The 24987-nt window shown below is 49.7% G+C and carries 26 protein-coding genes, 1 pseudogene and 1 riboswitch; of the genes and pseudogenes, 11 read left to right on the plus strand and 16 right to left on the minus strand.

What is annotated here, in order from left to right:
* Positions 1-29: 29 nt before the first annotated feature.
* The 7 genes from plsC to ygiW form a co-directional block, all read right to left on the minus strand.
* Positions 30-767, minus strand: coding sequence for a 1-acylglycerol-3-phosphate O-acyltransferase (gene plsC / locus K0778_RS16965; RefSeq protein WP_000965712.1), 738 nt, complete (start codon positions 765-767; stop codon positions 30-32).
* A 233-nt stretch (positions 768-1000) separates the two neighbouring features.
* Entirely contained in the window at positions 1001-3259 is a 2259-nt protein-coding gene (gene parC, locus K0778_RS16970; protein ID WP_001281841.1) for a DNA topoisomerase IV subunit A, read from the minus strand.
* A 137-nt stretch (positions 3260-3396) separates the two neighbouring features.
* Positions 3397-5004 carry an ABC transporter substrate-binding protein gene (locus K0778_RS16975; protein WP_001295629.1) on the minus strand — a complete coding sequence of 536 codons (1608 nt, stop codon included), beginning with the start codon at positions 5002-5004 and terminating at the stop codon, positions 3397-3399.
* A 132-nt stretch (positions 5005-5136) separates the two neighbouring features.
* Positions 5137-5532 (minus strand): type II toxin-antitoxin system antitoxin MqsA, encoded by a 396-nt coding sequence (mqsA, locus tag K0778_RS16980; RefSeq protein ID WP_000650107.1) that lies wholly within the window; start codon positions 5530-5532, stop codon positions 5137-5139.
* A gap of 1 nt (position 5533) precedes the next feature.
* On the minus strand, positions 5534-5830 hold the full coding sequence (gene mqsR, locus K0778_RS16985; protein ID WP_063084548.1) for a type II toxin-antitoxin system toxin MqsR: 297 nt from the start codon (positions 5828-5830) through the stop codon (positions 5534-5536).
* 204 nt (positions 5831-6034) lie between these two features.
* A complete protein-coding gene (locus tag K0778_RS16990; protein ID WP_000183505.1) occupies positions 6035-6517 on the minus strand; it encodes a GyrI-like domain-containing protein in 483 nt (160 codons plus the stop codon).
* Between the two features lie 52 nt (positions 6518-6569).
* Positions 6570-6962 (minus strand): OB fold stress tolerance protein YgiW, encoded by a 393-nt coding sequence (gene ygiW / locus K0778_RS16995; protein ID WP_000712658.1) that lies wholly within the window; start codon positions 6960-6962, stop codon positions 6570-6572.
* A gap of 151 nt (positions 6963-7113) precedes the next feature.
* On the opposite strand from ygiW, the gene qseB reads away from it, so the two are divergent.
* On the plus strand, positions 7114-7773 hold the full coding sequence (gene qseB, locus K0778_RS17000) for a quorum sensing response regulator transcription factor QseB (protein ID WP_001221493.1): 660 nt from the start codon (positions 7114-7116) through the stop codon (positions 7771-7773).
* Positions 7770-9119: a quorum sensing histidine kinase QseC gene (gene qseC, locus K0778_RS17005; protein WP_063084546.1), complete on the plus strand. Its 1350-nt coding sequence runs from the start codon at positions 7770-7772 to the stop codon at positions 9117-9119. The genes qseB and qseC overlap by 4 nt, the downstream gene beginning before the upstream one ends.
* 45 nt (positions 9120-9164) lie before the next feature.
* Here the strand turns inward: qseC and K0778_RS17010 are convergent, their stop codons facing one another.
* A complete protein-coding gene (locus K0778_RS17010) occupies positions 9165-9497 on the minus strand; it encodes a DUF2645 family protein (RefSeq protein ID WP_000917684.1) in 333 nt (110 codons plus the stop codon).
* 318 nt (positions 9498-9815) lie between these two features.
* Here K0778_RS17010 and mdaB point away from each other — a divergent pair, with 318 nt between their 5' ends.
* Entirely contained in the window at positions 9816-10397 is a 582-nt protein-coding gene (mdaB, locus tag K0778_RS17015) for an NADPH:quinone oxidoreductase MdaB (RefSeq protein ID WP_000065430.1), read from the plus strand.
* A gap of 30 nt (positions 10398-10427) precedes the next feature.
* Positions 10428-10742 (plus strand): putative quinol monooxygenase, encoded by a 315-nt coding sequence (locus K0778_RS17020; RefSeq protein ID WP_063084545.1) that lies wholly within the window; start codon positions 10428-10430, stop codon positions 10740-10742.
* Between the two features lie 47 nt (positions 10743-10789).
* Here the strand turns inward: K0778_RS17020 and parE are convergent, their stop codons facing one another.
* Genes parE through nudF form a run of 5 tightly spaced genes read right to left on the minus strand, consistent with a single transcriptional unit; the run spans position 10790 to position 15196 of the window.
* On the minus strand, positions 10790-12682 hold the full coding sequence (gene parE, locus K0778_RS17025) for a DNA topoisomerase IV subunit B (protein ID WP_001586263.1): 1893 nt from the start codon (positions 12680-12682) through the stop codon (positions 10790-10792).
* A gap of 28 nt (positions 12683-12710) precedes the next feature.
* Positions 12711-13292 (minus strand): esterase YqiA, encoded by a 582-nt coding sequence (gene yqiA / locus K0778_RS17030; RefSeq protein WP_000105733.1) that lies wholly within the window; start codon positions 13290-13292, stop codon positions 12711-12713.
* A complete protein-coding gene (gene cpdA / locus K0778_RS17035; RefSeq protein WP_000444747.1) occupies positions 13292-14119 on the minus strand; it encodes a 3',5'-cyclic-AMP phosphodiesterase in 828 nt (275 codons plus the stop codon). Before cpdA ends, yqiA begins: the two co-directional genes overlap by 1 nt.
* A 24-nt stretch (positions 14120-14143) precedes the next feature.
* Positions 14144-14566: a DUF1249 family protein gene (locus K0778_RS17040; protein WP_000833393.1), complete on the minus strand. Its 423-nt coding sequence runs from the start codon at positions 14564-14566 to the stop codon at positions 14144-14146.
* Entirely contained in the window at positions 14567-15196 is a 630-nt protein-coding gene (gene nudF, locus K0778_RS17045; RefSeq protein ID WP_000917117.1) for an ADP-ribose diphosphatase, read from the minus strand.
* A gap of 204 nt (positions 15197-15400) precedes the next feature.
* Between nudF and tolC the strand changes: the two genes are divergently transcribed.
* The 3 genes from tolC to K0778_RS17060 all read left to right on the plus strand — a co-directional run bounded on the left by tolC (position 15401) and on the right by K0778_RS17060 (position 18867).
* Positions 15401-16882 (plus strand): outer membrane channel protein TolC, encoded by a 1482-nt coding sequence (gene tolC / locus K0778_RS17050; RefSeq protein WP_000735278.1) that lies wholly within the window; start codon positions 15401-15403, stop codon positions 16880-16882.
* 147 nt (positions 16883-17029) lie between these two features.
* The gene (locus K0778_RS17055; RefSeq protein WP_000831543.1) at positions 17030-17701 is read left to right on the plus strand and encodes a DUF1190 family protein; all 672 of its coding nucleotides are present in this window, start codon (positions 17030-17032) and stop codon (positions 17699-17701) included.
* Between the two features lie 5 nt (positions 17702-17706).
* Positions 17707-18867, plus strand: coding sequence for a glutathionylspermidine synthase family protein (locus K0778_RS17060; RefSeq protein WP_000442860.1), 1161 nt, complete (start codon positions 17707-17709; stop codon positions 18865-18867).
* A 37-nt stretch (positions 18868-18904) separates the two neighbouring features.
* On the opposite strand, the gene ygiD is transcribed toward K0778_RS17060, so the two are convergent.
* Positions 18905-19693 carry a 4,5-DOPA dioxygenase extradiol gene (gene ygiD, locus K0778_RS17065; protein ID WP_001320780.1) on the minus strand — a complete coding sequence of 263 codons (789 nt, stop codon included), beginning with the start codon at positions 19691-19693 and terminating at the stop codon, positions 18905-18907.
* 142 nt (positions 19694-19835) lie between these two features.
* Here ygiD and zupT point away from each other — a divergent pair, with 142 nt between their 5' ends.
* A complete protein-coding gene (gene zupT, locus K0778_RS17070; RefSeq protein WP_001295627.1) occupies positions 19836-20609 on the plus strand; it encodes a zinc transporter ZupT in 774 nt (257 codons plus the stop codon).
* A gap of 57 nt (positions 20610-20666) precedes the next feature.
* Here zupT and yqiD read toward each other — a convergent pair whose 3' ends face one another.
* Both yqiD and ribB read right to left on the minus strand, forming a co-directional pair.
* Positions 20667-20837: a protein YqiD gene (gene yqiD / locus K0778_RS17075; RefSeq protein WP_000469266.1), complete on the minus strand. Its 171-nt coding sequence runs from the start codon at positions 20835-20837 to the stop codon at positions 20667-20669.
* A 261-nt stretch (positions 20838-21098) separates the two neighbouring features.
* Complete coding sequence (gene ribB / locus K0778_RS17080) at positions 21099-21752, minus strand: 3,4-dihydroxy-2-butanone-4-phosphate synthase (RefSeq protein ID WP_001076997.1); 654 nt, start codon at positions 21750-21752, stop codon at positions 21099-21101.
* 103 nt (positions 21753-21855) lie between these two features.
* Positions 21856-22004, minus strand: a riboswitch (FMN riboswitch).
* Between the two features lie 121 nt (positions 22005-22125).
* On the opposite strand from ribB, the gene ubiK reads away from it, so the two are divergent.
* The 3 genes and pseudogenes from ubiK to K0778_RS17095 form a co-directional block, all read left to right on the plus strand.
* A complete protein-coding gene (ubiK, locus tag K0778_RS17085) occupies positions 22126-22416 on the plus strand; it encodes a ubiquinone biosynthesis accessory factor UbiK (protein ID WP_001295626.1) in 291 nt (96 codons plus the stop codon).
* Between the two features lie 283 nt (positions 22417-22699).
* On the plus strand, positions 22700-23251 hold the full coding sequence (locus K0778_RS17090) for a fimbrial-like protein (protein WP_001272145.1): 552 nt from the start codon (positions 22700-22702) through the stop codon (positions 23249-23251).
* A gap of 59 nt (positions 23252-23310) precedes the next feature.
* Positions 23311-24867, plus strand: a pseudogene (locus K0778_RS17095) (fimbria/pilus outer membrane usher protein); the annotation flags it as partial.
* Positions 24868-24987 lie beyond the last annotated feature (120 nt).

Genomic DNA, 24987 nt, shown 5'->3' on the forward strand with positions numbered 1-24987 from the left:
TGTTCCCCGCAAAAATACAGATTGCCGACTTAAACTTTTCCGGCGGCTTCGCGTTCTGCGACTTCTTTATCGAGCTCGGCGATTTTTTGTTCCATTATCGAACGACAATGGGCAGCCAGCTCACGAACCTGATCTTTGCCATACTGACTGACGTCAATTGGCGGCAGCATTTCGACAATCACCAGACCGTTGTGCAGTCGATTAAGATTAATCTTATTCGAAGTTGTAGAGACGCACACGGGAATAATCGGGACGCCCGCCGCAATTGCCGCGTGAAATGCTCCAGTCTTGAACGGTAGCAGGCCGCGACCACGGCTGCGGGTTCCTTCCGGGAACATCCAGATGGAAATACGGCGTTTTTTGAAATGATTCACGACTTCCGCAATGGTGCCGTGAGCTTTAGTGCGATTGTTTCTGTCGATCAATAAGTTGCCGGTTAACCAGTACAACTGCCCGAAGAAGGGGATCCACAGCAAGCTCTTTTTACCTACCGTCACCGTCGGCGGTTGCACAATGTTCGATGCTGTCACCATGTCATAGTTATTCTGGTGGTTAGCGATATAGATAGCATTGCCGTAGCTTTCAGCATCTGCAGGTTTGCGGCACTCAACTTTCAGGCCGAACAGCGGCGCAAGACGGCCAAACATATGCCCAAAGGTGGCCACATGTTTCGGGTTACGCGGGCTGAAAAGGCAGTAAATGGAGCCGAATACACAGACTAAGATGCTGTAAATCACGGTAATAATAAGACGAAAGATATATAGCATAACACCCTCTGAAGGTCTGAGAGACTGGCATTGTACGTCACCTGAAATCAGGTTAGGGCATTGTTAAAAGCCGCTCTCTGGAAAAGCGTATTGTTAATCGCAACGCATGAATAAACAACGGTTTCAAGGGAATTTTTATCGTTTCCGGGGGTTGAATACGCTGCCGGATGACGACTTAACGTTTCATCCGGCGTTCCTTGCAAGCGGGAGGAAACAGCGCCCTCCCCGGCATATTACTCTTCGCTATCACCGCTGCTGGCACGGCGAGGAGAGTCGATCTCAACACGATCGATACGCTGCAAACCGCGCATCAACGTACCGCGGCGTCCACGTTCGCCAGTGACTTTCTGTAGCTCTTCCGGACGCAGTTTAATTTTGCGTTTCCCAACATGAATGGTCAGCGTGCTTTGCGGCGGCAGAACGTACAGTTGCGCCAGACCATCTTCTCCACGTGCGGCTTCTGCCGATGGAATGTTGATAATCTTGTTGCCTTTGCCCTTCGACAGCTGCGGCAGATCGCTTACTGGGAACATCAACATACGGCCTGCCTGAGTGATTGCCAGCAGCATATCGGAAGCATCTTCAATCACCACCGGCGGCATAACATGGGCATTTTCCGGTAAAGTGATCAAAGCCTTACCTGCACGGTTACGCGCCACCAGATCGTTAAAGGTGCAGACGAAACCGTAACCCGCATCGGAAGCCATCAGCAGTTTCTGATCGTCGCTTTCCATCAGCATATGGTCAACGGTCGCCCCAGGCGGCAACGTTAATTTGCCGGTGAGCGGCTCGCCCTGACCACGCGCCGACGGCAGCGTAATCGGGTCAATGGCATAGCTACGACCGGTGGAATCAACAAACACTACCGGTTGGTTGCTCTTACCTTTCACCGCCGCTTTGAAGCTATCACCCGCTTTATAATTCAGGCCCGGCGCGTCGATATCATGGCCTTTAGCGCTGCGTACCCAGCCCATCTGCGACAGCACAATGGTGACAGGTTCAGACGGCAGCATGTCGTGCTCGCTCATCGCTTTCGCTTCTTCGCGTTCCTGCAACGGCGAACGACGATCGTCACCGTAGGCTTGCGCGTCTGCCTGCAGTTCTTTCTTCAGCAGGTTATTCATTTTACGCTCGGAAGCCAAAATGCCCTGCAACTGGTCGCGCTCTTTTTCCAGTTCACTCTGCTCACCGCGAATCTTCATCTCTTCCAGTTTGGCAAGATGACGCAGTTTCAGTTCGAGGATCGCTTCCGCCTGGGTTTCCGTAAGGCCAAACCGCGACATCAGCGCCGGTTTCGGTTCATCTTCATTACGAATGATCTCAATCACTTCGTCGATATTGAGAAACGCCACCAGCAAACCTTCGAGGATATGCAGGCGCTTGAGGACTTTCTCCAGACGATAGTTCAGTCGGCGGCGCACGGTATCGCGGCGGAACACCAGCCATTCGGAGAGGATTTCCAGCAGGTTTTTCACCGCCGGACGACCATCCAGACCGATCATATTAAGGTTAATACGATAGCTCTTTTCCAGATCGGTGGTAGCGAAGAGGTGGTTCATCACCTGATCCATATCCACGCGGTTGGAACGCGGCACAATCACCAGGCGGGTCGGGTTCTCGTGGTCAGATTCATCGCGCAGATCGTCAACCATCGGCAGCTTTTTGTTGCGCATTTGCGCAGCAATTTGCTCCAGTACGCGCGCACCTGAAACCTGATGCGGCAATGCGCTGATAACCACCGCGCCATCTTCTTTCTTCCACACCGCGCGCATACGCACTGAACCACGTCCGTTCTCGTAGATTTTACGGATCTCGGCGCGCGAAGTGATAATTTCCGCTTCAGTCGGATAATCCGGCCCCTGCACGATATCCAGCAGCTGATCGAGCGTGGTTTTCGGCTGGTCGATTAATGCGATTGCCGCCTGAGCCACTTCACGCAGGTTATGCGGTGGAATATCGGTCGCCATGCCGACGGCAATACCGGTGGTGCCGTTAAGCAAAATGTTTGGCAGACGGGCAGGTAGCATTTTCGGCTCCTGCAAAGTGCCGTCGAAGTTTGGCACCCAGTCAGCCGTCCCCTGCCCCAGCTCGCTCAATAGCAGCTCGGAATATTTCGACAACCGGGATTCGGTGTAACGCATTGCCGCGAACGATTTCGGATCGTCCGGCGCGCCCCAGTTCCCCTGACCATCAACCAGCGGATAACGGTAAGAGAACGGTTGCGCCATCAGGACCATCGCTTCATAACAGGCGATATCGCCGTGCGGATGGTATTTACCCAGTACGTCACCGACGGTACGGGCCGATTTTTTAAATTTGGCGCTGGCATTCAGGCCCAGTTCAGACATCGCATACACAATGCGGCGCTGAACAGGTTTCAGACCATCACCAATAAACGGCAACGCACGGTCCATGATCACGTACATGGAGTAGTTTAAGTAGGCGTTTTCCGTAAATTCATGTAGCGCAAGGCGCTCTGCCATATCGCTCATTAATTCTGATTCCTCAACTTATTCGCCAGCCTTCAAAGGGGCAATATTGCCGGAGATACTACATTATCTGCCGCGTCGAGTCACAGGAGATCAGCGTGAATAGCGCCGCCGGACGTGCTCCGACGGCGATAAAGGCATCAATGTGCCTTGATATACAACTCTTTGCTGTAGACATAATCCTGGGGATTATGCAGCGGAAAACCGCCAACGTAGGGTTTAAGCAGTTTGATTAACGGCTGATAGTAGATAGGAATCAGAGGTGCCTGTTGGTTGATGATCACTTCTGCCTGCTGATATAACGCATTACGCTTTGTCGCATCAGTGATCTGCGTGGCCTGGTTTAGTAAGGCGTCATACTGCGCATTTTTCCAGTGACCGACGTTTTCTTCACTATCGCTTTTGAGCGTGTTCAGGAAGCTGGAAGCATCATTGTACGTCGCATCCCACGACTGCCGAGACAGCATGAAATCACCGGCTCGTCGGGCATCAAGATAGGTTTTCCACTCCATTGTGCGCAGCGTCACCTGTGCACCCAGCCATTTTTTCCATTCGGAAGACAACGCTATCGCGGTCTTTTCATGCAGATCGTACTTGTTGTAGAACAGCTCAAAGCGTAGCGGATGAGAGGCGTCGTATCCCGCCTGTTTCAGCAAGGCTTTTGCCATCGCGACGCGCTCACTCATTGGCTTTTGCAGTTCATCGAACGTCGTCGCGCTAAAGCCTTTTACCTCTGGCGGCGTCAGCGTGGTTGCGGGCGTTCTCAACCCCAGTACCTTTTGCGCAATAAGCTGTCGATCAACCGTAAGATATAGCGCCCGACGCACTCGCACATCGTTAAATGGCGGTTTCTCAAGGTTGAAGTTGTAATATTCGCTGTTCAGACGCGGAATAATTCGTAGCTCGCCAGGCAGTGATTTTTCAATGGCGGGAATTTGCTGCGCCGGAACCCAGGTGAGATCGACCTCTCCCGCGCGATAGCGGTTATAGCCGGTGACCGAATTATCTAGCGCCAGATACTCAACCTGTTGCAATACTGTATGTTGCGCATCGCGGTACTTTGGATTTTTGCGTGCAGTAATCTTTTCGTTAACTACCCACTGATCAAGCACAAAGGCACCGTTGTAAACCATGTTCTCTGGCTTACTCCAGCTATCGCCATGTTTAGCGATGACATGATGAGGAACCGGGAACAGCGTCGGCCAGGCGAGCATCGTCGTGAACCAAGGAACCGGCTGCTCAAGCGTAACTTCAAGAGTACGATCATCCGTCGCTTTGACACCCAGCGATGTAACATCTGCTTTACCCGCAACAATAGCTGCGGCATTGTTAATGTGCGCCTGTGCCAGATAGCCAGCAAAAGGGCTTGCCGTTTTCGGGTCAACCGCGCGCTGCCAGCCGAGGACAAAATCCTCTGCCGTCAGAGGCTGACCGTCGGACCACTGCAAACCGCTACGCAGATGGAAAATATAGCGCTTGCCGCCGTCCAGTATCTCCCAGCGTTCAGCCTGAGCGGGCTGCACCTGGCCTTCACCGTCCATCCATACCAGACCTTCAAACAGATCCAGCACAATCTGCGCGGCAGTATTCTCCTCCACCTTTTGCGGGTCGAGCGTACCTGGGTCGCTATGATTGTTGTAACGAAAGACTTGTTGCGGGGCGAGCGGTGTGTTGGCGGGAACGTCAGCAGCGTAGAGAGGAGCCGCACTTACCAGGCTGACCAGCCATAATAAATTTCGCGTATACATGGTATTCCTTACCGGAGAAATTATAAGCCCAACAACAATACGCCTGTGGCATTGTTCGCTCAAACTTATCGCGAGTGATTTGGCTCACACTCCGGTAAAGAAAAAAGCGAGTTGCCCCCGCTTTTCCATTAATTAACGGATTTCATTCAATAGTTCTGGATGCTTATCCAGAACACGTAAAAGTTTGATTGTGGAAGGATGAGGTTGGGCATTGCCTTTTTCGTAACGCGAAAACGCATTTACACCTCCCCCAAAAATTTCGCTTGCCTCTTTTTGGGTAAGAGAGAGCTTTTTTCGAACCTTCACTATAAATTCAGGTGCCACTGTTTCGGCATTCACCGAAGCCCGAAATGCCTTTACTTGCGCCATGAAAGCATCTGACTCTTCTTTATTCATGATGCTCTCTTCGCAATGGACACAATATAAACCGTGGATACCTTTCAATACTGTTTTTCGTCCACGGAAGGTGTATGGAATATCTTTAATGCCAGAAACCATTTCTCCCTGGTGGCAAACCGGACATTTCATATTACTTCTCCTTAAACGAGACGATCAGTACGTCATGAATTACCGTAATTTTAAGATAAACCTGGCCTGTAACAAGCCTGGGTCTGTAAACATCCTGCCAGATAGTATGATCAGAGTAGGTGGTCATGCTTTTATAAAAGTCGCTCTCTGATAATCCAATGATAACATTACACATACCATCAAAATCCAAATCTAACTCATCTGCATTTAACAGTGCACTACGTGTTGTACGAACTTGCCCGGCATTGACAAGTTTTTTAACCTGACTCAAACGTGTATGTGGTGTGCGTTTTTCCATAACCCCCGCCTCCCTGTTACTTTAGTTATAACCTAAAAGGTTAATTACAGCAATGAAAAAGCACCTAAAAGGTTAGTTAGATGTACGGAGATAGTGACCACACAAAACGTATTCTTTAAGGAAAGTGATTGACCATATAAGAAAGTGGCGCATTAGTAGCGCCAGTTTGAAGCAGGAATTTATAAGGGAAGCTGGAGTCAGGCATCACGCCAACGGCACATAAACATCCGTTTCCAGTCGCTGCTCTGTCACCCCTTCGGCAAGATTGGTGTAGTGAAACAGAATCGGTGCTTTACGCATTTTCTCGCCGCTTGCAGGCAGCCAGTGGCGAATGATGCCCCATACCGTGTGTGAAATATCGTCCAGCTCGCCAACGTGGCGGGCCACGGCATAACGTCCACCGGTAAGTTCACCATTGCTCACACCATAACGATTATCGGGAATCGGTTCGCTAACGCTGCCGCAGATATCAAAGCGAAACGCTTCCGGTGCGGTGGTGGCAGGGTCGTCCCAGGCGACGCCAAAAGTCTGGCTTTGGTTAACAGGAGAAAGCCCCGTCTCTTTACGCCACATGATAAATTTCGCCACGCTGTAGTTGAGCAATTCAGGGCTACAGCGGTGCGGCAACATCGCCACAGGTATTGATGGGAAATCGATAATGTTTACATCCAGTGTCAGGTTTGTCATTTTGCCTCCCTGCGAAATTATTCCCGGGAACGCGTCCCGGGAGCGGTAACAATTACGGATTTACTTTGCGGATCTGTTTGACGTCAATTTCAACAGAATTCCAGTCTTTATCGACTTCACCCTGAATCTCAACCGTATCTTTCGGCGTCACCGTCACGCCGTTCCAGCGTTTGTGGTCGATATCAACATTGATAGTACCGCTGGCATCTTTGAACACGTAGAGATCGTCAGAGATGCGTTCAACGATATTGCCGCGCAGGGTTACCCAGGTGTCGTCACGCAGGGATTTTGCGCTTTCTACAGTCGTTACGCTGCCGTTCGGCCCCTGGAATCCTCCGGCCTGACTTTGCGTTGCCGATGGGCCAGAAAAACCGCCCTGCTCTGCTGCCATCACCGGTGCGCTGCACAGGGCCATTACTGCGATTACTGCTGCGAATTTTTTCATGTTTATTACTCCCTTTAATGTCTGTTTCCGAGCATTTAACAAGATAGTCCTTAACAACTTCTTAAGGGAAAAAAATAAAATTTAGTGCTGTACAGAGCGCGTTACAACACGGTTTACTGGCAGCAAATACGGTTATCGCAGGGATGAAAAAATGCGAATTTTACTGATAGAAGATGACATGCTGATTGGCGACGGCATCAAAACGGGCCTTAGTAAAATGGGTTTTAGCGTCGACTGGTTTACACAAGGTCGTCAGGGAAAAGAGGCGCTTTATAGCGCACCTTATGATGCGGTGATCCTGGATTTAACCTTACCAGGCATGGATGGTCGCGATATTTTGCGCGAATGGCGAGAAAAAGGTCAGCGTGAGCCGGTACTGATCCTGACCGCGCGCGATGCGCTGGCGGAACGTGTAGAAGGGCTGCGTCTGGGAGCTGACGATTATCTGTGTAAACCTTTTGCGTTGATAGAAGTCGCCGCCAGGCTGGAAGCTCTGATGCGCCGAACCAACGGCCAGGCCAGCAACGAGCTGCGCCACGGTAACGTCATGCTCGACCCCGGCAAACGTATCGCCACGCTGGCTGGCGAACCCTTAACACTGAAACCAAAAGAATTTGCCCTGCTGGAATTACTGATGCGTAACGCTGGTCGGGTACTGCCGCGCAAACTGATTGAAGAGAAACTGTATACCTGGGACGAAGAGGTCACCAGTAATGCCGTTGAAGTGCATGTGCATCATCTGCGACGCAAACTCGGTAGTGATTTTATTCGTACCGTGCATGGTATTGGCTACACATTAGGTGAGAAATGAAATTTACCCAACGTCTTAGTCTGCGCGTCAGGCTGACGCTAATCTTTTTAATTCTGGCCTCGGTGACCTGGCTGCTTTCCAGCTTTGTCGCCTGGAAACAAACAACGGATAACGTCGATGAATTGTTCGACACCCAACTGATGCTGTTTGCCAAGCGGTTAAGTACGCTCGATCTCAACGAAATCAACGCGGCGGATCGCATGGCACAGACGCCAAATAGATTAAAACACGGTCATGTTGATGACGATGCGCTGACCTTTGCCATCTTTACCCACGACGGCAGAATGGTCCTTAATGATGGCGATAACGGAGAAGATATTCCCTATAGCTATCAACGGGAAGGTTTTGCTGACGGGCAACTGGTCGGTGAAGACGATCCTTGGCGTTTTGTCTGGATGACCTCACCTGATGGCAAATATCGCATCGTTGTTGGCCAGGAATGGGAATACCGTGAAGACATGGCGCTGGCGATTGTTGCCGGGCAATTGATCCCGTGGCTGGTCGCACTGCCGATTATGTTAATCATCATGATGGTACTACTGGGTCGTGAACTCGCGCCGCTGAACAAACTGGCGCTGGCACTACGTATGCGTGACCCTGACTCGGAAAAACCACTAAACGCGACTGGCGTACCCAGCGAAGTGCGGCCACTGGTTGAGTCGCTAAATCAACTGTTCGCCCGCACACATGCGATGATGATTCGTGAACGACGCTTTACCTCCGACGCAGCTCACGAACTTCGTAGCCCGTTAACGGCGCTGAAAGTGCAAACCGAAGTTGCGCAGCTCTCTGACGATGATCCGCAGGCGCGGAAAAAAGCACTGCTCCAATTACATTCCGGGATCGATCGCGCTACTCGTCTGGTTGATCAACTGCTCACGCTATCGCGGCTGGACTCACTGGATAACCTTCAGGACGTCGCGGAGATCCCGCTTGAAGATCTCCTGCAATCGTCGGTGATGGATATTTACCACACGGCGCAGCAGGCGAAAATTGACGTGCGACTGACACTCAATGCCCACAGCATCAAACGCACCGGGCAACCGCTATTGCTAAGTTTGTTGGTGCGAAATTTGCTGGATAACGCCGTGCGCTACAGTCCACAGGGCAGCGTGGTAGACGTCACGCTGAATGCTGATAATTTCATCGTGAGGGATAACGGCCCCGGTGTGACACCAGAGGCACTGGCGCGAATTGGCGAACGCTTCTATCGCCCACCCGGACAAACCGCTACCGGCAGCGGGCTTGGGCTATCGATTGTCCAGCGAATCGCCAAATTGCATGGCATGAATGTTGAATTTGGGAATGCGGAACAAGGTGGATTTGAGGCGAAGGTAAGCTGGTAACTTCTCTGTCTATGAGAGCCGTTAAAACGACTCTCATAGATTTTACTAATAGCAAAATATAAACCGTCCCCAAAAAAGCCACCAACCACAAACCAGACAAATACCGAGCGAGAATACATATACCCAAAACTCGAACATTTCCCGCATAAAGAGTTTTCTTAAGATAAGAATAATAAGTGGCGTAAGAAGAAAAAATGCTGCAATCATTGCTTGCAATATACGATCTTCGCCTGAAACGGAAGGTATACTGCAAATATTTCCTCCCGACTCAAGCATCCAGTCATACTTATTGAAAGCAAAAAAAGAATCTATTAACCAATAAGTAAGCATTATATATAGCAATGCTTCAAATATTGTTTTAATTTTCTGCTTTAACATATATCAGTACGCTCATAAAAATCCATTTATAATTATCAACATGACACGTTGATACTTTCATCTTTTACTTATTCAAAGCCATATTTTCAATCCCCAAAAAAACCGAACCAAACGTGTAAATTATTCCGGTGCGAGTAAGAATTATGAGGAATGGCTATCAGTATTGTCATTTTCAGAAAATATTTATCCTGCATCGGTGAGTCAGAGCTAGATCAGACTTTTGCTAAATTCGCAAAAGACTTTGCACATTTTGCTAATTTCACCGTACCGCTCTGTGACGTACTATAGTCGGCAAACGTCTCACTTTGAGGTTAAAAAATGAGCAACATCCTGATTATCAACGGCGCGAAAAAATTCGCCCACTCCAATGGTCAACTGAACGACACCCTGACCGAAGTCGCGGATGGCACACTGCGCGACCTCGGGCATGATGTTCGCATCGTTCGCGCCGACAGCGACTACGATGTCAAAGCGGAAGTACAAAACTTTCTCTGGGCTGATGTGGTGATCTGGCAGATGCCAGGCTGGTGGATGGGCGCGCCGTGGACAGTGAAAAAATACATTGATGATGTATTCACCGAAGGTCACGGGACGCTGTATGCCAGCGATGGTCGTACCCGCAAAGATCCGTCGAAAAAATACGGTTCCGGCGGCCTGGTACAGGGCAAAAAATATATGCTTTCTCTGACCTGGAACGCACCAATGGAAGCCTTCACCGAAAAAGATCAGTTCTTCCACGGCGTTGGCGTTGACGGTGTGTATCTGCCGTTCCATAAAGCAAACCAATTCCTCGGTATGGAGCCGCTGCCGACATTTATCGCTAATGACGTGATAAAAATGCCTGATGTTCCCCGCTATACTGAAGAATATCGCAAGCATCTTGTGGAAATTTTTGGTTAACTAGAGCTCAGGCTTTAGAAGGAGTTAACCATGCTTACCGTAATCGCAGAAATCCGTACTCGTCCTGGTCAACATCACCGTCAGGCGGTATTGGATCAGTTTACTAAAATCGTTCCAACCGTACTGAAAGAAGAAGGTTGCCACGGCTATGCGCCAATGGTGGATTGCGCAGCTGGCGTGAGTTTCCAGTCTATGGCACCGGATTCTATCGTGATGATTGAGCAGTGGGAAAGCATCGCGCATCTTGAAGCGCATCTGCAAACCCCGCACATGAAGGCGTATAGCGAAGCCGTAAAAGGTGACGTGCTGGAGATGAATATCCGTATTCTGCAGCCAGGGATTTAATCCTGCCTTGTTTGCCCGGCCATCCTGACCGGGCAATGTTCTTTCCTTTAAACCTCAATCTCCGCCATGTCGCCTTTCTCTTGCAACCAGTTGCGGCGATCTTCCGAGCGTTTCTTCGCCAGCAGCATATCCATCATCGCGTCAGTACGCTGATCGTCTTCATCATCGATAGTCAACTGCACCAGACGGCGAGTGTTCGGATCAAGCGTGGTTTCGCGCAATTGCATCGGGTTCATTTCCCCCAGACCTTTAAAACGCTGGACGTTCGGCTTGCCTTTCTTGCGTTTTAATTGCTCAAGTACGCCCTCTTTCTCTTCTTCCGTCAGCGCGTAATAAACCTCTTTCCCGAGATCAATACGGTAGAGCGGTGGCAGTGCGACGTAAACGTGACCGTGTTTCACCAACGCGCGGAAATGTTTTACGAACAAAGCGCAGAGCAGCGTGGCAATGTGCAGACCATCAGAGTCCGCATCCGCGAGGATACAGATTTTGCCATAACGAAGCTGGCTCAGATCGTCGCTGTCAGGATCGATACCGATCGCTACCGAAATATCATGCACTTCCTGCGAGGCCAGCACTTCGTCGGAAGAAACTTCCCAGGTGTTAAGGATCTTACCTTTCAGTGGCATGATCGCCTGATATTCGCGATCGCGCGCCTGCTTGGCAGATCCGCCTGCAGAGTCACCTTCCACAAAGAACAGTTCGGTACGGTTAAGATCCTGCGCGGTACAGTCAGCCAGTTTGCCAGGCAACGCCGGGCCGCTGGTCAGCTTTTTACGCACCACTTTCTTAGCCGCACGCATACGACGCTGGGCGCTGGAAATCGCCATCTCTGCCAGCAACTCCGCCGCCTGAACGTTCTGGTTCAGCCACAGGATAAAGGCATCTTTCACCACGCCAGAAACGAATGCCGCGCACTGACGCGAAGAGAGACGCTCTTTGGTCTGCCCGGCAAACTGCGGATCCTGCATTTTTACTGACAGCACATAGGCGCAGCGATCCCAGATATCTTCCGCCGACAACTTTACACCGCGCGGCAGAATGTTGCGGTATTCACAGAACTCACGCATCGCGTCCAACAGGCCCTGACGCAGACCGTTAACGTGCGTACCGCCCTGCATCGTTGGGATAAGGTTGACGTAGCTTTCGGTCAGCAGTTCACCGCCTTCCGGCAGCCACAGTAGCGCCCAGTCCACAGCTTCAGTATCACCAGCGAAATTACCGATAAACGGTTTTTCTGGCAGCGTCGGTAAACCGTTTACCGCTTCCGCCAGGTAATCATTCAGACCGTCCTGATAGCACCAGCGCTGTTCGGTGTTGTTGATCTCATCTTTAAAGGTAATCTCAACGCCGGGGCACAGTACCGCTTTGGCTTTCAGCACATGCGTCAGGCGTGAAACAGAAAATCGCGGGCTGTCAAAGAAGGTTTCATCCGGCCAGAAGTGCACGCTGGTACCGGTATTGCGTTTACCGCAAGTGCCGACAACCTGTAAATCCTGCACCTTTTCGCCATTTTCAAAGGCGATGTTATAAACCTGACCATCGCGGCGCACGTTAACTTCAACGCGCTTCGACAGGGCGTTAACCACCGAAATCCCCACGCCATGCAGGCCGCCAGAGAACTGGTAATTTTTGTTAGAGAATTTACCGCCCGCGTGCAAACGGCAAAGAATCAGTTCAACCGCCGGTACACCCTCTTCCGGGTGAATATCCACCGGCATCCCGCGCCCATCGTCAATCACTTCTAACGACTGGTCAGCATGTAAGATTACGTCCACGCGTTTTGCGTGACCCGCCAGTGCTTCATCGACACTGTTATCAATAACTTCTTGCCCCAAATGGTTAGGGCGAGTGGTATCGGTATACATCCCCGGACGGCGGCGAACCGGCTCAAGCCCGGTGAGTACCTCAATGGCATCAGCGTTATAAGTTTGCGTCATGGTTTAAGTTAGCAATTCGAGTTGATCGTCAGAGATGGTGCAGACCAAGAAAATCGACGATCGGGTTGAAATAATCTTCGAAGCCCGTGAATGCGTGGTTGCCGCCTTCTATGACAGTCTGGCGGCAGGAAGCGTAGTACGCCACCGCCTGGCGGTAATCCAGCACTTCATCTCCCGTCTGTTGCAGCAGCCAGATCAAATCCGGCGCTTCCAGCGGGTCAATCTGCATGACTTTGAGATCGTAAATATGGCGTGACTCTAGCACATATTGCTGCCCGGTGTAGGGGTTCTCGTTCTGACCGAGATAGTCCGTCAGCAGTTCAAACGGGCGTACCGCCGGGTTTACCACCACTGCGGGCAGCATAAAACATTGCGACAACCAGGTGGCGTAATATCCCCCCAGTGACGAACCGACAATACCCAGCGAATCGCCGCCATGTTCCAGGACAATGGATTCCAGCAGTTCTGCCGCGTCGGAAGGATACGGCGGCAACTGCGGAATGATCATCTCAACGTCAGGGTGATGTTCCGCCAGCCAGTTTTTTAACAAGCTCGCTTTTGCAGAGCGCGGCGAGCTGTTGAAACCGTGTAAATAAAGAAGCGTAGACATCAGTAGCCTTCTGAAGCGGTATCAGGTTGGAAACGTGTGTCCGCCAGGCGATGCACCTCGGTGGTCAGCGTGCCATCAGCATGTAACTCGAGAGTACGCCAGCCGGGCGCGATGGTGTCCAGCGTAAAGTTGGAACAGTGCGGCTTAAACTGCACACAGGTCGACGGCGTTGCCAGCAGGCGGCGACCGTTCCAGTCGAGATCCAGCTCCTGATGAATATGACCGCACAGCAAGTATTTGACGTGCGGAAACTTCGCCAGCACGGTATCCAGTTCGCCCGCGTTACGCAGACTGTGTTGATCGAGCCAACTACAACCCGCAGGTAGCGGATGATGATGCAGCAGCAGCAACGTATGGCGTTCTGGCGCATCGGCCAGTTTACGTTCCAGCCACTCAAGCTGAAACTCGCTCAGCTCACCGTGCGGCACGCCAAACACCTGGCTATCCAGCAACAGGATTTGCCATTGCTCACCAATAAACACGCGCTTCGCCGGGGAGATACCCGCATCCTGTAACGCGCTGTACATCGCGGGCTGGAAATCGTGGTTGCCCGGCAGCCAGACGCAGGGCGCACGAAAACTTGCGATGCCTTCAGCGAAATGCTGATAGGCCGCAGAGGATTGATCCTGCGCTAAATCACCTGTCGCGACAATCAGGTCGAATTCGTGCTGGTGTGGCCGAATCGCCTCCAGCACCGCCTGGTAACTCTCCCAGGTGTTTACCCCTAACAGGGCTTCGTGCTTTTGTGCAAACAGGTGAGTGTCGGTAATTTGTAAAATCCTGACTCTGGCCTCACCAGCCAGAGGAAGGGTTAACAGGCTTTCCAAATGGTGTCCTTAGGTTTCACGACGCTAATAAACCGGAATCGCCATCGCTCCATGTGCTAAACAGTATCGCAACCAGTCCGCTAAAAACTGATTAATTTGATGCTTTTCGTCGCGTTGATGCAACTTTTTATTAGGATAATCATACCGCGCTTTGAAGCGAAAAATCTGCTGGCTTGAACACACTTCAGCCACCATCGCGTCATGATACAGACGCACCGTCATTGACGGAAGGCTCCAGTAACTGATCGCGGGCGCAGTCTGTTCTATTGTCACCAGGGTAGTGTATCGGGTCGATTCCACAATCGTCAGCCGATATTGTGCGTTTGCCACCTGATAGCTTACAGTTTCGCCGGGTGCGTCATTGCGCGGTAACAAACGGCGCAATTGTGAAAAGTTCATCTCGCACAGGCGCATCATTTCAGGAAAGTCAGGTGTGTAACGCTTCATTTATGCCCACTCATTTTTTAACGCTTGATGATGCAGCTGCAGCCATTGCAAAGCGATGACCGACGCTGCGTTGTCGATTTTCCCCTCTTCTACCCACTGGTATGCCTGTTCCCGGCTTACCACATGAACGCGAATATCTTCGTTTTCATCAGCCAGACCGTGAATACCGCTTGCGGTCGTGGCGTCCACTTCGCCCACCATAATTGACGAACGCTCACTGGTGCCCCCCGGGCTTGCCAGGAAACTTAACACCGGTTTGGTCCGTTTGACTATCAGTCCCGCCTCTTCAATCGCTTCGCGACGGGCAACATCTTCCACACTTTCACCCTCTTCAATCATCCCGGCAACCATCTCCAGTAGCCAAGGGGTTTCGCTGGTGTCGTACGCGGCAATCCGAATCTGCTCAATCAGCACAACTTCATCACGCACTGGGTCAAAGGGTAGCAAGACTGCGGCGTGACCGCGCTCAAAAATTTCCCGCCGCACCTCATGACTCATTTGCCCGTTGAATAGACGATGACGAAATCTATAAAGATCTAATGAAAAAAAGCCGCGATAAAGTGTTTCTCGTGCAATAATTTCTACATCGTTTTTGCCAAATGTAACGGGCAGGTTGTCTGGCTTAAGCATTGTTAATGTCCTGGCACTAATAGTGAATTAAATGTGAATTTCAGCGACGTTTGACTGCCGTTTGAGCAGTCATGTGTTAAATTGAGGCACATTAACGCCCTATGGCACGTAACGCCAACCTTTTGCGGTAGCGGCTTCTGCTAGAATCCGCAATAATTTTACAGTTTGATCGCGCTAAATACTGCTTCACCACAAGGAATGCAAATGAAGAAATTGCTCCCCATTCTTATCGGCCTGAGCCTTTCTGGGTTCAGTTCGTTGAGCCAGGCCGAGAACCTGATGCAAGTTTATCAGCAAGCACGCCTTAGTAACCCGGAATTGCGTAAGTCTGCCGCCGATCGTGATGCTGCCTTTGAAAAAATTAATGAAGCGCGCAGTCCATTACTGCCACAGCTAGGTTTAGGTGCAGATTACACCTATAGCAACGGCTACCGCGACGCGAACGGCATCAACTCTAACGCGACCAGTGCGTCCTTGCAGTTAACTCAATCCATTTTTGATATGTCGAAATGGCGTGCGTTAACGCTGCAGGAAAAAGCAGCAGGGATTCAGGACGTCACGTATCAGACCGATCAGCAAACCTTGATCCTCAACACCGCGACCGCTTATTTCAACGTGTTGAATGCTATTGACGTTCTTTCCTATACACAGGCACAAAAAGAAGCGATCTACCGTCAATTAGATCAAACCACCCAACGTTTTAACGTGGGCCTGGTAGCGATCACCGACGTGCAGAACGCCCGCGCACAGTACGATACCGTGCTGGCGAACGAAGTGACCGCACGTAATAACCTTGATAACGCGGTAGAGCAGCTGCGCCAGATCACCGGTAACTACTATCCGGAACTGGCTGCGCTGAATGTCGAAAACTTTAAAACCGACAAACCACAGCCGGTTAACGCGCTGCTGAAAGAAGCCGAAAAACGCAACCTGTCGCTGTTACAGGCACGCTTGAGCCAGGACCTGGCGCGCGAGCAAATTCGCCAGGCGCAGGATGGTCACTTACCGACTCTGGATTTAACGGCTTCTACCGGGATTTCTGACACCTCTTATAGCGGTTCGAAAACCCGTGGTGCCGCTGGTACCCAGTATGACGATAGCAATATGGGCCAGAACAAAGTTGGCCTGAGCTTCTCGCTGCCGATTTATCAGGGCGGAATGGTTAACTCGCAGGTGAAACAGGCACAGTACAACTTTGTCGGTGCCAGCGAGCAACTGGAAAGTGCCCATCGTAGCGTCGTGCAGACCGTGCGTTCCTCCTTCAACAACATTAATGCATCTATCAGTAGCATTAACGCCTACAAACAAGCCGTAGTTTCCGCTCAAAGCTCATTAGACGCGATGGAAGCGGGCTACTCGGTCGGTACGCGTACCATTGTTGATGTGTTGGATGCGACCACCACGTTGTACAACGCCAAGCAAGAGCTGGCGAATGCGCGTTATAACTACCTGATTAATCAGCTGAATATTAAGTCAGCTCTGGGTACGTTGAACGAGCAGGATCTGCTGGCACTGAACAATGCGCTGAGCAAACCGGTTTCCACTAATCCGGAAAACGTTGCACCGCAAACGCCGGAACAGAATGCTATTGCTGATGGTTATGCGCCTGATAGCCCGGCACCAGTCGTTCAGCAAACATCCGCACGCACTACCACCAGTAACGGTCATAACCCTTTCCGTAACTGATGACGACGACGGGGCTTCGGCCCCGTCTGAACGTAAGGCAACGTAAAGATACGGGTTATCTGCCGCATTCTTCCCCCTTCTCGCTTCAATTTCGACCAGCCATCCTCTATTCTGATGGGTATTTACCACTGGTCCCGGAAGACAAAAATGAAACGGACAAAATCCATACGCCACGCATCGTTCCGCAAAAACTGGAGCGCACGCCATCTGACACCAGTCGCTCTCGCGGTTGCCACTGTTTTTATGCTGGCTGGCTGTGAAAAGAGTGATGAAACAGTGTCTCTCTATCAAAATGCTGACGACTGTTCAGCTGCAAACCCAGGCAAAAGCGCCGAATGTACCACCGCGTACAACAATGCGCTGAAAGAAGCCGAACGTACTGCGCCGAAATACGCCACCCGTGAAGACTGTGTTGCTGAATTTGGTGAAGGTCAGTGCCAGCAGGCACCAGCCCAGGCTGGCATGGCACCAGAAAACCAGGCGCAGGCCCAGCAATCCAGCGGGAGTTTCTGGATGCCGCTGATGGCCGGTTACATGATGGGGCGTCTGATGGGCGGCGGCGCGGGATTTGCACAGCAGCCGCTGTTCTCCTCGAAAAACCCAGCCAGTCCGGCTTACGGTAAATATACCGACGCGACGGGTAAAAACTATGGCGCAGCCCAGCCAGGCCGCACCATGACCGTACCGAAGACGGCAATGGCACCAAAACCGGCGACCACCACTACCGTTACCCGTGGCGGTTTTGGTGAATCTGTTGCCAAACAAAGCACTATGCAGCGTAGTGCAACCGGTACCTCTTCTCGTTCAATGGGTGGCTGATACCGATGGAAAGAGTCAGTATTACCGAGCGCCCGGACTGGCGTGAGAAAGCCCACGAATACGGTTTCAATTTTCACACCATGTACGGCGAGCCGTACTGGTGTGAAGATGCTTACTACAAGTTGACCCTCGCCCAGGTTGAAAAGCTGGAAGAAGTCACCGCCGAACTGCACCAGATGTGCCTGAAAGTGGTGGAAAAAGTGATCGCCAGCGATGAGCTGATGACCAAATTCCGCATTCCAAAACACACCTGGAGTTTTGTGCGCCAGTCATGGCTGACGCACCAGCCATCGCTTTATTCGCGTCTTGATCTGGCGTGGGATGGCACTGGTGAACCTAAACTTCTGGAAAATAACGCCGATACGCCAACGTCACTATACGAGGCGGCGTTCTTTCAGTGGATCTGGCTGGAAGATCAGCTTAACGCCGGTAACTTGCCGGAGGGCAGCGACCAGTTTAACAGTCTGCAAGAAAAACTGATCGATCGCTTCGTTGAGCTGCGTGAACAGTATGGCTTCCAGTTGCTGCATCTCACCTGCTGTCGCGACACGGTGGAAGATCGCGGAACCATTCAGTATTTGCAGGACTGCGCAACGGAAGCTGAAATTGCTACTGAGTTCCTCTACATCGATGATATCGGGTTAGGTGAAAAAGGTCAGTTCACGGATTTACAGGATCAGGTAATTTCCAACCTGTTCAAACTGTATCCGTGGGAATTTATGTTGCGTGAGATGTTCTCAACCAAGCTGGAGGATGCAGGCGTACGCTGGCTGGAACCGGCGTGGAAGAGCATTATCTCCAACAAGGCACTTCTACCGCTACTGTGGGAGATGTTCCCGAATCACCCGAACCTGCTGCCCGCTTATTTTGCGGAAGATGATCATCCGCAAATGGAAAAATATGTGGTTAAACCGATCTTCTCCCGTGAAGGCGCAAACGTGTCGATCATTGAGAACGGCAAAACCATTGAAGCAGCGGAAGGTCCGTATGGCGAAGAAGGGATGATTGTTCAGCAATTCCACCCGTTACCGAAATTCGGCGACAGCTATATGCTGATTGGTAGCTGGCTGGTGAACGATCAACCCGCCGGAATTGGCATTCGTGAAGACCGTGCATTGATCACCCAGGATATGTCTCGGTTTTATCCACATATTTTTGTTGAATAAGCCACGATACCGGATGGCACTCGCCATCCGGTAATTGTTAGCCTATCTGCACCGACAGCATACTCAGGCTGCCCATTTCTATACCCTCAACCGGAATGGTAATTGGCTCCTGCCCATCCCACGCACCTAACACATACAACAACGGCAAATAATGCTCTGGCGTTGGGTTCGATAACGTGCCACCTTCATGGTCGAGGTAATTCACCAGAGGATGTTGTTCCACTGGCCCTTGCCACGTCAGATTCGCTTTCACATACTCATTAAACGACGTCGCCCACGGATACGGTGAACTATCACCGTGCCACTTCACTGTGCGCAGGTTATGCACCACGTTACCGCTGGCGACCAACATTATTCCTTCATCTCGCAGCGCTGCCAGTTTGCGCCCCATTTCGAAATGCCAGGCGGCAGGTTTGCTACTGTCGATACTCAACTGCACCATCGGGATATCAGCGTCAGGATACATCTTAATCAGCACGCCCCACGAGCCGTGGTCAAAGCCCCAGGCTTCTTTATCCAGCGTCACCGGGATCGGCGCTAACAGCTCAACCAGACGCTGTGCCAGCGCAGGCGAACCCGGAGCAGGATAATGCGTATCGTACAGCGCCTGCGGGAAGCCACCAAAGTCATGAATCGTGGGCGGCGTCTCCATCGCGGTCACTCCTGTTCCACGGGTAAACCAGTGAGCCGAAACCACCACAATCGCTTGCGGGCGTGGCAATGTCATCCCCAACTTCTGCCAGCTGCGGGTATACAAATTATCTTCCAGCACGTTCATCGGACTACCGTGACCTAAAAACAATGCTGGCATACGTGTTGAAGACATGATGATATCCTTAACTAAAGGTGTCATTTTGATATCCTCACAATACGCTTGTTCGGCGGAGTAAGAACCCGGATAACAATGATGATGATCATCAGTTATTTTGACGATCTGCCTGAAGGTGAAGATTTATAAGGAGTTGTCGATGTCAGTACCTCTCATTCTGACCATACTGGCGGGGGCAGCCACGTTTATTGGCGCGTTTCTCGGCGTTCTCGGGCAAAAACCCTCGAACCGCTTACTGGCGTTTTCGCTAGGTTTTGCGGCGGGGATCATGTTGCTCATCTCATTAATGGAAATGCTTCCTGCCGCACTAGCAGCTGAAGGAATGTCGCCTGTGTTGGGTTATGGAATGTTTATCTTCGGTCTGCTTGGCTATTTTGGCCTGGACCGCATGTTGCCACATGCTCATCCGCAGGATTTAATGCAAAAATCGGTGCAGCCGTTGCCAAAATCGATCAAGCGCACAGCCATTCTGCTCACTCTCGGCATCAGTCTGCATAACTTCCCGGAAGGGATTGCCACCTTTGTCACGGCGAGCAGCAACCTGGAGCTGGGATTTGGCATCGCACTGGCCGTCGCGTTGCACAATATCCCTGAAGGTCTGGCAGTGGCAGGCCCGGTTTATGCGGCAACGGGGTCTAAACGCACCGCGATTCTGTGGGCGGGGATTTCTGGACTAGCAGAAATTCTTGGTGGTGTGCTGGCGTGGTTAATCCTCGGTAGCATGATTTCCCCGGTGGTCATGGCGGCAATCATGGCGGCGGTTGCAGGAATTATGGTGGCGCTCTCGGTTGATGAATTAATGCCGCTCGCCAAAGAGATTGACCCTAATAATAACCCCAGCTATGGCGTACTATGTGGAATGTCAGTGATGGGATTCAGTTTAGTGCTGCTACAAACGGCGGGAATTGGTTAAAAACAACATCAGAAGTTGTCCAGCGCATGGACAACTTCTGCCAGCTTCACGAAAGCCTTATTCTACCTTTTCGGCTGTCTCTTCTCTCGTACTGTTTAAGTATTTGTTCCGCGCTTCAAGCAGTGCGTCTCTGTCCTGGCGAAACGCCCGACAATAACGTTTCAAATGCAGGAAATAACCCACCACAACCAGAGCAATCAATACAATCCAGTACCAGGCGATAAACATCCTTTTACCCTTAATATTTAACAATACTAAACATTTAGCGTATAAATTTCACATATCCTTTTTCGGATATATTCATATGGTCGCATAATAACGGAACAATTATATGATTTTGATCATAATGAAAAAGAATGCCTGATATTAATGAAATTTTCTCATAGAAAGAGAAGCGGAATTAACATCTTGCATAGCAGGGAAAAATAAAAACCGAAGCCTGCTACAACTTCGGTTTCTTGATTAAGGCAGTAAATTAAGCAGCGGTTTTCAGCTGGCTTTACGCTCATGTGCCTGACGGTATGCCACCAGGTCTTCAATAGTCACGAGCGCCATATTGTGTTTATTGGCAAACTCAATACACTCTGGTGCACGCGCCATCGTGCCATCGTCATTAGTCAGCTCACACAGTACACCAGCCGGTTTAAAGCCTGCCAGCGTCATCAGATCAATAGTTGCTTCAGTATGACCGCCACGCGTCAGTACACCACCTGCCTGAGCGCGAAGTGGGAAAACGTGGCCAGGACGATTCAGATCTGACGGTTTTGCGCCATCGGCAATCGCTGCGCGAACGGTCGTAATACGGTCAGCGGCAGAAACACCGGTAGTCACACCTTCAGCTGCTTCAATGGTCACGGTAAAACCGGTGCCATAGGCGCTGGTGTTATTTTCTACCATCATTGGCAGATCGAGTTGTTTACGGCGATCTTCAGTAATGCACAGGCAAACAATACCGCTACCGTGGCGAATGGTCAGCGCCATCTGCTCAACAGTCATGGTTTCTGCCGGGAAGATCATATCACCTTCGTTTTCACGGTCTTCATCATCAAGCACCATTACACCGCGTCCTTCACGCAGCGCAGCCAGTGCATTTTCAACACGTTCGAAAGGCGTACCAAAAGAGGAAAGTAGCGTCTGATTCATGGTAAAAAAACCTCACTAAAATTATGGTTACCAGAATCAGGGCAGTCTTAGGAGTGGCGGCATATAGCCAAAATAACGTGAGCGGGTCCATGCCCGACAGAATCGTTACTCTCTCCCATCCGGACTCTAACCGTCGGCCCCGGAATTACACCGGATCTGCTGTCCTTTGAGTTCGCACCCAAAGCGCTCGCGGGCTTTCAACTGAGTTGATTTACCGCCGGTGGGGAATTTCGCCCCGCCCTGAGAATAAGCGGATTCACTATAACGCTAATGATTAGCGGCAGCAACGCATAGCTTCACATAATTCTGGTTTATGACTTACCCTTATCGCACTACAATGGCACTCAACACCTATCAGTACAGGGAAACTACAATGATTGACCCGAAAAAAATTGAGCAAATCGCTCGCCAGGTTCACGAATCAATGCCTAAAGGAATCAGGGAGTTCGGGGAAGATGTGGAGAAAAAAATCCGCCAAACCCTACAAGCGCAGCTGACGCGCCTCGACCTTGTAAGCCGTGAAGAGTTCGACGTCCAAACGCAAGTCCTGTTACGGACTCGTGAAAAACTGGCGCTGCTTGAACAAAGAATCAGCGAACTGGAAAATCGCAGTACTGAGATCAAAAAGCAGCCAGATCCAGAGACTCTCCCCCCAACGCTGTAAACATTCGTCTTTAATGCACTGTAAATTATGAATTAATCCTCTAATTTATAGTGCTTTCTATTACCTTATCGCGTAATCCCATTCAGAAAACCATCACAAAAATGAATGAGTACAATTGAAAGTATAATTGCAATGTATTTTTTAAGTTTTACTTAATCGATATTTAGATAAACTAATTTTATAAAAAACACAAAATAAAATATCATATTTCAATGATTAGTAGTCCTTAAATAACAGTTACTAATCATTCTCTTTTCTACTTATCTTTATATAAAGGAATATTATGTCCGCTTTTAAAAAGTCACTTCTTGTTGCTGGCGTAGCAATGATTCTTTCCAATAACGTGTTTGCTGATGAAGGTCACGGTATTGTTAAATTTAAAGGTGAAGTTATCTCTGCTCCATGTTCTATTAAACCAGGTGACGAAGATTTAACTGTAAATCTGGGTGAAGTAGCAGATACCGTACTGAAAAGCGATCAGAAATCTTTGGCTGAACCTTTCACTATTCACCTGCAGGACTGCATGCTGAGTCAGGGTGGAACTACTTATTCAAAAGCGAAGGTTACTTTCACTACAGCAAATACCATGACGGGTCAGTCTGATCTTCTGAAAAATACCAAAGAAACTGAAATCGGCGGCGCCACTGGCGTTGGCGTACGTATTCTGGACAGCCAGAGCGGCGAAGTAACTTTAGGTACTCCGGTAGTAATTACGTTCAACAATACCAACAGCTATCAGGAACTGAATTTCAAAGCTCGTATGGAATCCCCAAGCAAAGATGCCACCCCGGGCAACGTTTACGCTCAGGCTGACTACAAGATTGCTTACGAGTAATCGCATTTGGCCGGGTTCGCCCGGCCACATCATTAACGGATTAATGATAAGTGGATCAGATGTATAAAAAATTAAAATTAACCACAATAAGCGAATTGATTAAAAATATTTATTGTTCATTATCCGTTATCATCATTGGTTGTGCGTCAGCTTATGCCGTTGAATTCAACAAAGATTTAATCGAAGCCGAAGATCGTGAAAACGTTAACCTTTCCCAATTTGAAACTGATGGCCAATTACCCGTCGGCAAATATTCACTAAGCACTCTGATTAATAATAAGAGGACGCCAATCCACCTTGACCTCCAATGGGTATTAATTGATAACCAAACTGCAGTTTGCGTGACACCAGAGCAATTAACATTATTAGGATTTACTGATGAATTTATTGAAAAAACTCAGCAAAACCTGATCGATGGTTGTTACCCTATCGAAAAAGAAAAACAAATTACAACTTATCTCGATAAAGGGAAAATGCAATTATCCATATCTGCACCTCAGGCATGGTTAAAATACAAAGATGCAAACTGGACGCCTCCTGAACTTTGGAATCATGGTATTGCTGGGGCATTTCTTGACTACAATTTATATGCCTCTCATTATGCACCACATCAGGGCGATAATTCGCAAAATATAAGTTCCTATGGGCAGGCTGGGGTTAATCTTGGGGCCTGGCGCCTGCGTACTGATTACCAGTACGATCAGTCATTTAACAATGGCAAAAGCCAGGCGACCAACCTGGATTTTCCGCGTATTTATTTGTTTCGCCCAATCCCAGCAATGAATGCAAAACTAACTATAGGTCAATACGATACTGAATCCTCTATTTTCGACTCTTTCCATTTTTCTGGCATTTCGTTGAAAAGCGATGAGAATATGTTACCGCCAGACCTACGTGGTTACGCACCGCAAATCACGGGTGTCGCACAAACGAATGCAAAGGTCACTGTCTCACAGAACAACCGTATTATTTATCAAGAAAATGTTCCTCCAGGCCCATTTGCTATTACCAATTTATTCAATACATTACAGGGGCAACTTGACGTCAAGGTTGAAGAAGAGGACGGACGCGTTACGCAATGGCAAGTTGCATCTAATAGTATTCCTTATCTGACGCGTAAAGGGCAGATTCGCTACACCACTGCTATGGGTAAACCGACCAGCGTTGGTGGTGATTCCTTACAACAACCCTTCTTCTGGACTGGTGAATTCTCATGGGGTTGGCTGAACAATGTATCCCTGTATGGTGGTTCAGTTTTAACAAACCGTGATTATCAATCTCTGGCTGCCGGCGTTGGTTTTAACCTTAACTCATTAGGTTCATTATCTTTTGATGTCACACGATCTGATGCTCAGTTGCATAATCAGGATAAAGAAACGGGTTATAGCTACCGCGCTAACTATTCAAAACGTTTTGAATCTACCGGTAGCCAGCTCACTTTCGCTGGTTACCGTTTCTCTGATAAAAACTTTGTGACAATGAATGAATATATCAATGACACTAACCATTACACGAATTATCAGAATGAAAAAGAGAGTTATATTGTCACGTTTAACCAGTATCTTGAATCATTAAGGTTAAATACATACGTAAGTTTGGCTCGTAATACTTACTGGGTAGACTGGCCCCCTGAATCTCCAGACAACCAATATCACTTAAATAAGTGATAGTCTTAATACTAGTTTTTAGACTAGTCATTGGAGAGCAGATGATTGATGTCTTAGGACCGGAGAAAC

The sequence above is a fragment of the Escherichia sp. XD33 genome, from assembly GCF_019375075.1.
Taxonomy (GTDB): Bacteria; Pseudomonadota; Gammaproteobacteria; order Enterobacterales; family Enterobacteriaceae; genus Enterobacter; species Enterobacter flexneri_A.

Excerpts from the sequence above, each read along its gene's own strand:
- plsC (WP_000965712.1), bottom strand. The coding sequence starts at position 767 with ATGCTATATATCTTTCGTCTTATTATTACCGTGATTTACAGCATCTTA.
- parC (WP_001281841.1), bottom strand. The coding sequence starts at position 3,259 with ATGAGCGATATGGCAGAGCGCCTTGCGCTACATGAATTTACGGAAAAC.
- K0778_RS16975 (WP_001295629.1), bottom strand. The coding sequence starts at position 5,004 with ATGTATACGCGAAATTTATTATGGCTGGTCAGCCTGGTAAGTGCGGCT.
- mqsA (WP_000650107.1), bottom strand. The coding sequence starts at position 5,532 with ATGAAATGTCCGGTTTGCCACCAGGGAGAAATGGTTTCTGGCATTAAA.
- mqsR (WP_063084548.1), bottom strand. The coding sequence starts at position 5,830 with ATGGAAAAACGCACACCACATACACGTTTGAGTCAGGTTAAAAAACTT.
- K0778_RS16990 (WP_000183505.1), bottom strand. The coding sequence starts at position 6,517 with ATGACAAACCTGACACTGGATGTAAACATTATCGATTTCCCATCAATA.
- ygiW (WP_000712658.1), bottom strand. The coding sequence starts at position 6,962 with ATGAAAAAATTCGCAGCAGTAATCGCAGTAATGGCCCTGTGCAGCGCA.
- qseB (WP_001221493.1), top strand. The coding sequence starts at position 7,114 with ATGCGAATTTTACTGATAGAAGATGACATGCTGATTGGCGACGGCATC.
- qseC (WP_063084546.1), top strand. The coding sequence starts at position 7,770 with ATGAAATTTACCCAACGTCTTAGTCTGCGCGTCAGGCTGACGCTAATC.
- K0778_RS17010 (WP_000917684.1), bottom strand. The coding sequence starts at position 9,497 with ATGTTAAAGCAGAAAATTAAAACAATATTTGAAGCATTGCTATATATA.
- mdaB (WP_000065430.1), top strand. The coding sequence starts at position 9,816 with ATGAGCAACATCCTGATTATCAACGGCGCGAAAAAATTCGCCCACTCC.
- K0778_RS17020 (WP_063084545.1), top strand. The coding sequence starts at position 10,428 with ATGCTTACCGTAATCGCAGAAATCCGTACTCGTCCTGGTCAACATCAC.
- parE (WP_001586263.1), bottom strand. The coding sequence starts at position 12,682 with ATGACGCAAACTTATAACGCTGATGCCATTGAGGTACTCACCGGGCTT.
- yqiA (WP_000105733.1), bottom strand. The coding sequence starts at position 13,292 with ATGTCTACGCTTCTTTATTTACACGGTTTCAACAGCTCGCCGCGCTCT.
- K0778_RS17040 (WP_000833393.1), bottom strand. The coding sequence starts at position 14,566 with ATGAAGCGTTACACACCTGACTTTCCTGAAATGATGCGCCTGTGCGAG.
- nudF (WP_000917117.1), bottom strand. The coding sequence starts at position 15,196 with ATGCTTAAGCCAGACAACCTGCCCGTTACATTTGGCAAAAACGATGTA.
- tolC (WP_000735278.1), top strand. The coding sequence starts at position 15,401 with ATGAAGAAATTGCTCCCCATTCTTATCGGCCTGAGCCTTTCTGGGTTC.
- K0778_RS17055 (WP_000831543.1), top strand. The coding sequence starts at position 17,030 with ATGAAACGGACAAAATCCATACGCCACGCATCGTTCCGCAAAAACTGG.
- K0778_RS17060 (WP_000442860.1), top strand. The coding sequence starts at position 17,707 with ATGGAAAGAGTCAGTATTACCGAGCGCCCGGACTGGCGTGAGAAAGCC.
- ygiD (WP_001320780.1), bottom strand. The coding sequence starts at position 19,693 with ATGTCTTCAACACGTATGCCAGCATTGTTTTTAGGTCACGGTAGTCCG.
- zupT (WP_001295627.1), top strand. The coding sequence starts at position 19,836 with ATGTCAGTACCTCTCATTCTGACCATACTGGCGGGGGCAGCCACGTTT.
- yqiD (WP_000469266.1), bottom strand. The coding sequence starts at position 20,837 with ATGTTTATCGCCTGGTACTGGATTGTATTGATTGCTCTGGTTGTGGTG.
- ribB (WP_001076997.1), bottom strand. The coding sequence starts at position 21,752 with ATGAATCAGACGCTACTTTCCTCTTTTGGTACGCCTTTCGAACGTGTT.
- ubiK (WP_001295626.1), top strand. The coding sequence starts at position 22,126 with ATGATTGACCCGAAAAAAATTGAGCAAATCGCTCGCCAGGTTCACGAA.
- K0778_RS17090 (WP_001272145.1), top strand. The coding sequence starts at position 22,700 with ATGTCCGCTTTTAAAAAGTCACTTCTTGTTGCTGGCGTAGCAATGATT.